Consider the following 8,773-nt stretch of genomic DNA (forward strand, 5'->3'; position numbering starts at 1 on the left):
GCGGACGGGTGCGTGGGCCGCTGCCCAGCGCCGGGCGGGACGTCAGCGCCGCCAAGGCCGCCGCGGGGGAGGCCGCCGTCCTCGCGGCGCGGGTGGCGCTCCAGGTGCACGGGGCGATCGGGTACACCGAGGAGCTGGACCTGCGGTTCTGGCTCGCGCGGGCCTGGTCGCTCTCGGCCGCGTACGGCACCGCGGCCGCTCACCGCGAACGCCTGTGCGCCGCCATCCTCAACGGCGGCCCGGAACGGTATCCGTGAAGTTCGGCGTGCCGCTCGGGCTGCTGCATCCCGCCGCGTGGAAGGACGTGGCGGTGGCCGCGGACGAGCTGGGCTTCGAGTCGGTGTGGCTGCCCGAGCACCTGGTGTTCACCACCGACCTGACGCTCGCCGAGTACCCGGGCGCCACCGGGCCGGGGATCAAGCCGGGCACGCCGCTGTTCGACGCGCCCGCGTACCTGTGCTGGCTCGCCGCGTTCACGTCCCGCGTCAGGCTCGGCACGGCGGTGCAGCTCCTGGCCCTGCGACACCCCTTCGTGTCGGCCCGCGCGTTCGCCACGCTGGACGTCGTCTCGTCGGGACGGGCCATCTGCGGGGTCGGCGCGGGCTGGTATCGGGGGGAGTGGGAGGCGGCCGGCATCCCGTTCGGCACGCGCGGGGCGCGGCTGGACGAGGCGATCGAGGTGGTCAGGCGGCTCTGGAGCGACCCGGTGGTGGCCCATTCCGGGAGGTTCTACGCGTTCCCCGAGGTCGCGTTCGAACCCAAGCCGGTGCAGCGGCGGCTGCCCGTGCTCGCGGGTGGGGAGTCGGCCGCAGCGCTGCGCAGGGTGGCCCGGCTATGCGACGGGTGGATCAGCATGCCGCACACGATCGAGTCGATCAGGCCGCAGCTCGACCGGCTCGGCCCGGGGGTCCCCGTGACGGCGCACGCCTACGCGCTGGCCTCCCCTGACGAAGTGGCCGCGTGGGAGGCGCTCGGCGTGGAGCGGCTCATCGTACGGCCCTGGACGCGTGGCCGCGACGCCGTCTCCCGGTTGGCCGCCTTCGCCGCCGAGCACGGGCTCAGGTAGGGACGCCCTTCGGACGCTTTCGCGTCGCGCTGCGGTGTGGTCGGGAGGCCGGTCAGGCGCGGTGGCGTCCCTTTCCGGGGCGGGTGGTGGCTGCGGCGGCGAGCTGGCGGCCGTCGTCGGGACGGGTCGTCCTGCGGTGCCTGCGGCCCTTCAGCGGGAGGTCCTGGACGAACCCTTCGGCGCTGCGCCCCTCGCCGGACCGCCTGGACTGCGTGAGTCCCGCGGGCCCGTGTTGTTCGGGCTCCTGGCGGCCGGCGTACGGTGCTCTGGCGGGTTGCGGCGCGCCGCTGGGGCGAGGCCCTTGGACGTCCGGCGGGCCGGGCTGGGAGCGGCGGTGGCGGCGGCCGCGCGACGGGAGGTCGGACGCGAACGCGGGCTCTTCGGCCAGCCGCTCGTGCCGCCGCCGTCCGCGATAGGGGCCGCCGGAGGTACGGCCCGGCCCGCCGCCGGAGGTACGGCCAGGTCTGCCGCCGCCGGAGGAGCGGTTCGGTGAGCCGCCGGAGGTGCGGCCAGGTCTGTCGTTTCGGGAATGAGCGTCCAGTCGGCTACCGGGGAACCAGTCGCCGGTGGTGGGGCTGGCGAGCGGGCCGGATGCTCCGATGGCGCCTGCGACGGGCGCTCCGGCGCGGCTTCCGGCCGGTGTTCCGCCGAGGGCTCCTACGGGTGCCCTCGCGAGGGCTCCGGCATGCGCCTGGGAGGAGGTTCCTGCGAGGGTTCCCACGGGTGCCCCTGCGAGGGCTTCGGGGTGCGCCTGGGAGGAGGTTCCTGCAACGGCTCCCACGGGTGTGGCCGGGAACGGGGCGTGGACACCGGAGGGGTGGCCGACGGTGACGAGGGGGCCGAAGGCGTCGCCGGTGTTCGTGGTGGGGGCGAAGGCGTCGAAGCTGCTCGTCGCGCCCGGGATGACGACGCGTTCGAACGGTCCGGTGTCCACGACGCGGTCGAGCGGGCCGGTGTCGAGGACGATCTCGAGTGGCCCCGTCTCGGCGGGAGTCCTGTCGAAGGCGGGTGTGAAAGGCCCGGTGTCCGCCGCGCGGCGGTCCCCGGCACGCGCGAGGCGGTGAGAGGCGTGGAGTTCGGCGGCGTCCGGCGAACGCGGCACGGTGGTGTCCCCGGCGCGCCGGGGTGAGCGGAGCACCGTGGTGTCGGAGGCATGGCGCGGCGAGCGGAGCGCCGTGGTGTCCGTGGTGTGGCGCGGGGAGCGCAGGGCGGCGGTGTCCGTGGTACGGAGCTCTGGGGCGTCGGTGGCGAGGTCGAAGGGCCGGGTGGCGAGCCGGCGCCGGGGCGCGGGGGCGGCGTTGCGGCGGCGACGGCGGCCGGCGTTCGAGCGGGCCGGGCGGGTGCCCGTGCCGGCCGTGGCGGACGCGGCGGCCCGCAGTCGGCGGGTCTTGGCGACGGCGAGCAGCGCCAGCGCGGCCACCAGCGCCGAGCCGACCAGCGTCGGCGTGGACACGGCGGGCATCGGGCCGGTGACCGAGGCGTCGACGTGCGTGGGGTGCGGGTCGGCGGTCGCGGCCGTGGTGTCGGCCGTGGACGGTTTGGCGTGCTTGGCCTTCTTGGCGGGCTCTTTGCCGGTGGCGCTCGCGGAGCCCTGGACCGTGGCCTCCTGCTCGGCCTTCTTCGACGGAGCCGGGGCGGGCGCGGCGTCGCGGCCGCCGGAGTGCGGCGCGCGGGCGGGCTCGTCGCGTTCGGCGCGGGGGATCGTGCCGGACAGCGCCTCGTCCGCGGGAAGTTCGAGCACGCCGACGTCGTTGCCGGGCCTCGATGGCTCCTCCGCCCGCTCCTCCGCCTTCTTCTTGGCCTCTTTGGCCTGCTGGGCGGCCTCCTCGTCCAGGCGTGCCTTGATCTCCTCCGGGTAGCCGTAGCCGACGACCTTGCTCGTGTCACGTTCTTTGCGCTTGGCGACGCCGCCGTCGATGTTGCCCTCGATCGTGTAGATCGTGCCGCCCTCGACCCGCGTCACGACGCCGACGTGGTCGATCCTGCTGATCTTGTTGGATCCGCTCCAGTCGTAGAAGACGATCGCGCCGGGCTTGGGCTTCTTCCCCCACGCGCCCTGCTCCTTGAACCACTTGGCGTGGGCGACGGTCCAGGCGAACTGCCCGATCCACTCGTCGTAGCCGAGCTTGTGCGCCGCCCAGGACAACATCATGTCGCACCACGGGGCGGAGCTGTAGTCGGCGTCGAACTCGACGTTCTTGCCGTACCAGGAGCCGAACTTGGTGTACGCGCCGGCCTTCTCCGAGTAGCCGAGCTGACGCTCGAGCAGCTCGATGAACTTCTGCATCTCTGGCGTCATGGAGGCGTGGGGAACCTTCCGGGCAAGACCGGTTTCGTCCACGCAGACCTGGGTCAGGAAGCGCCCTGGGAATGGTGTGACGGAACCGGTGGCTTGTCATCTCTTGCGATGAGCGAGGTTACCGTTGAGTAACCCCAGGTCAAGCACGCCCCAAGAGAGAGTCGACTCTTCTTGGGAAAGAACCGCAGGTCAGGATGCTGCCAGAAATGTCCGACTAAGGTGGTTTAAACCCAAAAGATCTACCTTGGGGTGAGATCTTAGTATCCCGCCCCGGTCAGCAGTCCTCCGTCCACCGTGAACTCGCTGCCCGTGCAGTAACCGGCCCGGTCGGAGGCCAGGAACGCCACCACGTGCGACACCTCGACCGGCTTGGCGAACCGCTTGATGACCATGGACTTCATGAACGTGTCCGCGTCCACCTCGTTCACCATGTCGGGGTTCATGGCCATCGCGGTGTTGATCGCGCCAGGATGCACCGAGTTGACCCGGATCTTGAACCTGGCCAGCTCCCGCGCCGCTGACTTGGTGATCCCGCGCAGCCCGAACTTCGAGGCCGAGTACGCCGACAGCCCCTCAGCGCCGATGAAGCCCTCGATCGAGGAGATGTTCACGATGGCGCCGCGCCCGGCCGCCTTCATGGGGTCGATCACCGACCTGATCCCCAGCCAGGAGCCCTTGAGGTTGACGTCGATCACCTGGTCGAAGTCTTCGGGCGACATCTCGTGAATGCGCCGATATTTCAGGATCCCTGCGTTGTTGACCAGGACGTCGAGCTTGCCGTACAGGTCGGTGGTCATCGACACGGCGCGCTCCCACTCCTGCGCGCTCGTCACGTCGTGCCGGACATAGACCGCGCCCGTCTCCTCCGCCAGCGCCTTGCCCTCGTCATCCAGCACGTCGCCGAACACCACCCGTGCGCCCTCCTCCAGGAAGAGCCGCACGTGCGCCGCCCCCATGCCCCGGGCCCCGCCCGTGATCAGCGCGACCTTGCCGTCAAGCAGCCTCATGGCGCCCTCCTGCCGCGACGGCCCCAGCGATGGCCGCTGCGGCCGCCTCCATGGAGCGGTAGACGGGGATCCCCGCCGCCGCCGCGATCCGTCTCACTTCGTCCTCGACGCCCTCCAGCGCGCAGTCGCCGTTCCTGGTGACGAGGGTGATCCGGGCGCCTGGCAGCGCCTCCTGAGCCCCCGCGACTGCCCTGGCGTAGGCGTGAAGGGGCTCCGCCGCGTCCCCGTACGTGAAGAAGGCCTGCACGTTCACGTGCGCCACGATGTCCCGGTACGGCCGCCACGACATGATCGTGCCGATCACCTCGGGCACGAGCCCGGCACGCCCGAGCGGCCCGACGGGCACCTCGAGCGGATTGCCCGTCGCGGTCACGCCGAGCCCGCGCAGCGCGTCGAGCACGTCGTCCGGCAGCGGATCGAGCCGTACACCCGCGCCGTCGAACGCGTCGGCGGCCAGCACGCTCGCGCCGCCGCTCGGCCCCACCACCAGCACGCCGTCCCCGGAGGCGACACGCGAGCCGTGCGCCTGGAAGTACGCCAGGACCCCGATCAGGTCGTCCTGGCCGGACACCAGCGCCGCGCCCGCCTGCTCGGCCACCGCCTCCCAGATCCGCCGGTCGCTCACCAGCCCGCCCGTATGGGAGGCCGCCGCCCGCCGCCCCTGCCCGCTGTGCCCGCCGATGAGCAGCACCACGGGCAGGTCCGTCGCCCGCAGCGCCTCGTACAGCTCTCGCCCGCCGCGCGGATCCTCCAGGTACAGCCCGACCGCGCGCGTCTCCTCGTCACCCGAGAGCCAGCGCAGCAGCTCGGCCGGGGTCACGTCGGCCGCGTTGCCGACCGTGGCGACCCGGCTGAACGCCAGCCCGCGCCGTTCCCCGACCTTGATCACCTCGCCTGCGAGGCCGCCGCTCTGCGAGATCAGGGCCACGGATCCGGCGGTCCCGAGCCCGCCGCCGACGAACGTCTGCCGGCCGCGCGGGCAGTAGACGCCCATGCAGTTGGGGCCCAGCAGTCGCGTGCCCGCCGCCCGCGCCGCTTCGACCAGCTCCTGCTCCAGCTCGTGGTGCCCGGCCTCCCCGAACCCGCCGCTCATCACCTGCACGAACGGGATCCCTGTCGCCTGCCGCACCACGTCGGCGCAGCGCTCGGCCGGCACGGCGACCAGCGCGTAATCCACGTCCGCGTCCACGTCGGCCGGCGCCGGCGAGCGCACGGCGGGCACGCCCGACACCTCGTCCGCCTCGGGGTGCACCGCCACCAGAGGGACACCCGTCTCGCGGTAGAAGCCGAGGAACATGTTGCCGAAGTTCGGCCGGGTCGCGGACGCGCCGACGACCGCCACGGCCCTGGGCTCGAAGAGGGGCAGGAAGTCCGCAGGCGGCCCCGCCGCCGCGCGCGCGGGTGTCGCGGCGGGCAGGAGGCGGGCGTCGGCGGCCACCACCCCGGACGGGCCGGCGATGACCGGGTTCAGCTCGAACTCGCCCAGCTCCAGCCGCTCCCACAGCCCGCCGGGGCCGGCGACCGTCACGAGCAGCTCGACCACCGCGTCCACGTCCACCGGCGGGCCGCCGCGCCAGCCGCGCAGGAGCGCGGCCCCGCGCAGCGAGGCCAGCATGCTCCGGGCGTCCTCCTCCGTGATCGGGCAGAGCCGCAGCGCCGTGTCACCCAGCGCCTCCGCCCACACCCCGCCGAGACCGGCCAGCAGCACCGGCCCGAACCCCGGGTCACGCACCAGACCCACGATGAGCTCGACCCCGGCCTCCGCCTGCTCCTCGACGAGGAACCCGGCGACATCCAGCCGGGAGGCCATCGCGGCGGCCGCCGCCGCGAGCTCGCAGTGCCGCAGGCCCAGCACCACGGCCCCGGCCTCGGACTTGTGCACCAGCCCCGGCCCGAACGCCTTCAGCACCAGCGGCGCGTCCAGCTCGCCGGCCGCGCCGAAGCCGCCGTCGCACACCACCACCCCGCGCGGGACCGGCACTCCCGCCTCGCGCAGCAGCCCCTTGACCTCGTGCTCGTACGCGCTCACCCGTACAGCTCGCGGATCTTCCTGCGCAGCAGCTTGCCGGGGCCTCCGGAGGCATCCTGCGCGTGCGGGAGTTCGGCGGCCACCACGATGTGGTCGGGGCGCTGGTGGGCGGGGAGCGTGTCGGCCAGCGAGAGCGTGATCTTCGAGGCGTCCAGCGAGTGCCCGGCACGCGGCACGACGGCCAGCAGGACACGCTGGTCCGCCGCGCCCTCCGGCACGCCGACCGCGCCCGCCTCGGCCACGCCGTCGAGGGCCGAAGCGGCCTCCTCGATCACCGCCGGCTGCGTCCAGACGCCGCCCTTGGTGATCGCGTCCTCTCGCCGGCCGAGCACGCGCAGCACGCCGTCGGCGGAGAGCGTCCCGAGATCGCCCCCGACGTACCACTCGCCGCGCAGCACCTCCGCCGTGCGGTCCGGCAGGCCGTCGTAGCCGGCCATCCGATGCGGCCCGGCCAGGTTGATCTCCCCGACCTCGTCGATCACGCGGTGGCCGCGCTGGTTCGTGATCCGTACCGCGTTGCCCGTGCGGGCGCGCCCGGACGACCCGAGCGGGATCGAGCCGTCGTCCACCCGGCCCATGCACGTGTACGGCGCCTCGGTCTGGCCGTAGTACGAGAACACGGCCGCCTGCGGGAGCCTGGCCTTGATCCGGTCGAGCATCGTCGCGGCCAGCGGCTCCCCGCCCAGCATGATCACCCGGATGGACGAAAGGTCCACGCCCTCGTGGTCGGGCGAGCCCAGCAGGGCCGTGTAGAACGAGGGGATCTGCGACACGTGCGTGACCCGTTCGCGGGGGACGACGCGCAGGAAGTTCGCCGGGCCCCAGTCCTGCTCCAGCACCAGCCGCATCCCGGCGTACAGGGCGGGACCGACGATGGCGGGGAAGCCGATGCCCCAGATGATCGCTCCCGTGCCGAACACCGCGTCGGGCCCGCGCGGCACGTCCAGCCAGATCTGCGCCGTGGCCAGCGACGACGTGTGCGTGTGCACGACGGCCTTGGGCAGCCCGGTCGTCCCCGAGGTGTAGTAGAGCGCCAGCGGATCGTCGTGGAACCCGCCGAGCGGCGGCTCGGTGTCCGAGCCCTCCAGCGGCTCGCGTACGTCGATCCACGTGGTCACCGCCGGCAGCTCGTCCCTGATCTGCTCGACCACTCCCTCGACCGTCGCGTCGTGGATCAGCGCCGTGCACCCCGAGGCGGCCACCACGTCCCGCACCGTCTCCACCGGCCAGTACGGGTTCAGCGCCGCCGTCACCGCCCCGATCTTGGCCTGCGCGAGGTAGACCTCGGCCACCCGCAACGTCTCGTTGAGCAGCACCGCCACCCGCCGCCCCGGCGTGATCCCGGCAGCCATCAGGGCGTTCGCGCGGCGGTTGACGCTCCTGTTGAGCTCGTCGTAGGTGAAGCTCCGCTCGCCGCAGTACGTCAGCGCCACCCTGCCGGGCGTGCGCAGCGCTCCCGCGGTCAGGATCGCGTGGCCGTAGTTGCCGTAGGGTGATCGTGCCATGGGGGGTGCCTCCGCATCAGAGAGGGGCCTGGTCAGAGGGGCGAATAGAGCACGAAGACGTTTCCTGAGGGATCGCGCAGCACGGCCCGCCTCTCGTGCGGCCCGTCCTCGGGCGCCCGCACCACCTCGGCGCCGCGTCCCGTCATCTCCCGCACGACCCGCGCCACGTCGTCCACCTTGTACGACGGCGCGGCCGAGGCGGTGACGTGCTCGGCGGGCCCGGCCAGCGCCACGGTGACCCCGCCACCGTCGAGCGCCGCGAACCTGTCGCCGTCGCGGAACTTCACCGGCAACCCGTAGAAGGCGATCGCCTCGTCCAGGTCGGCGACGGGAATCAGCACGTTGCCCAGCTTCACGCGGGCCTCCAATGGGGGAGATCGTCTATGAACGTCACACGTACCGGCATGCCGACGCGTACCTCTTCCGGCGCGCACCCGACCACGTGCCCGAACGCCCTGGGGCCTTCCCGCAGATCCACCCAGGCCGCCACGTACGGCTCGCGGCCGTGGTAGCCGAGCGCGAACGAGCGGTGCACGACCGTGAAGGTGTGCACCACGCCCTCGCCGGAGACCGGCTCGGTGCGGAACTCCCGGCCGCCGCACCTGGGGCAGGCCGGTTCTGGGAGGTGGCTGCGGCGGTCGCAGCCGGTGCAGCGCTGGATGACCAGTTCGCCGTGGGCGGCCCGGTGGGCACAGGTGTCACCGCTCATCGCTAGCCAAGCTAGCGCACGCTTGGTTACCTCACAAGACCTCGGCCCTGCCGCTCGCGGCCGGGCCTGTGACGGTTGTCGCTGAAGCGTACTGGTTCGGGGCGGAAGCGAGGACCCGCCGAGAGCCCGGTGGAGGGGTCCGGTGCGGTGCCGGGGGC

General features: G+C 73.1%; 8 protein-coding genes. 2 read left to right on the forward strand and 6 right to left on the reverse strand.

Annotated features, from left to right (window positions below; translation table 11 throughout):
• A partial coding sequence (locus E1294_RS49300; protein ID WP_281284624.1) for an acyl-CoA dehydrogenase family protein occupies positions 1–257 on the forward strand: 257 nt, incomplete at its 5' end.
• Positions 254–1,066: a TIGR03619 family F420-dependent LLM class oxidoreductase gene (locus E1294_RS49305; protein WP_132519399.1), complete on the forward strand. Its 813-nt coding sequence runs from the start codon at positions 254–256 to the stop codon at positions 1,064–1,066. The genes E1294_RS49300 and E1294_RS49305, both read left to right, overlap by 4 nt.
• Before the next feature lie 52 nt (positions 1,067–1,118).
• On the opposite strand, the gene E1294_RS49310 is transcribed toward E1294_RS49305, so the two are convergent.
• The 6 genes from E1294_RS49310 to E1294_RS49335 form a co-directional block, all read right to left on the reverse strand.
• Positions 1,119–3,365: a CHAP domain-containing protein gene (locus tag E1294_RS49310; RefSeq protein ID WP_132519402.1), complete on the reverse strand. Its 2,247-nt coding sequence runs from the start codon at positions 3,363–3,365 to the stop codon at positions 1,119–1,121.
• A gap of 257 nt (positions 3,366–3,622) precedes the next feature.
• Positions 3,623–4,372 carry a glucose 1-dehydrogenase gene (locus E1294_RS49315; protein ID WP_132519405.1) on the reverse strand — a complete coding sequence of 250 codons (750 nt, stop codon included), beginning with the start codon at positions 4,370–4,372 and terminating at the stop codon, positions 3,623–3,625.
• Entirely contained in the window at positions 4,359–6,401 is a 2,043-nt protein-coding gene (locus E1294_RS49320; RefSeq protein ID WP_132519408.1) for an acetate--CoA ligase family protein, read from the reverse strand. The genes E1294_RS49315 and E1294_RS49320 overlap by 14 nt, the downstream gene beginning before the upstream one ends.
• Complete coding sequence (locus E1294_RS49325; protein ID WP_132519411.1) at positions 6,398–7,906, reverse strand: class I adenylate-forming enzyme family protein; 1,509 nt, start codon at positions 7,904–7,906, stop codon at positions 6,398–6,400. The genes E1294_RS49320 and E1294_RS49325 overlap by 4 nt, the downstream gene beginning before the upstream one ends.
• 32 nt (positions 7,907–7,938) lie before the next feature.
• Positions 7,939–8,262 (reverse strand): VOC family protein, encoded by a 324-nt coding sequence (locus tag E1294_RS49330; RefSeq protein ID WP_342775162.1) that lies wholly within the window; start codon positions 8,260–8,262, stop codon positions 7,939–7,941.
• The gene (locus E1294_RS49335) at positions 8,259–8,615 is read right to left on the reverse strand and encodes a Zn-ribbon domain-containing OB-fold protein (RefSeq protein ID WP_132519417.1); all 357 of its coding nucleotides are present in this window, start codon (positions 8,613–8,615) and stop codon (positions 8,259–8,261) included. The genes E1294_RS49330 and E1294_RS49335 overlap by 4 nt, the downstream gene beginning before the upstream one ends.
• Positions 8,616–8,773 lie beyond the last annotated feature (158 nt).

The sequence above is a fragment of the Nonomuraea diastatica genome (assembly GCF_004349015.1).
Lineage (GTDB): Bacteria > Actinomycetota > Actinomycetes > Streptosporangiales > Streptosporangiaceae > Nonomuraea > Nonomuraea diastatica.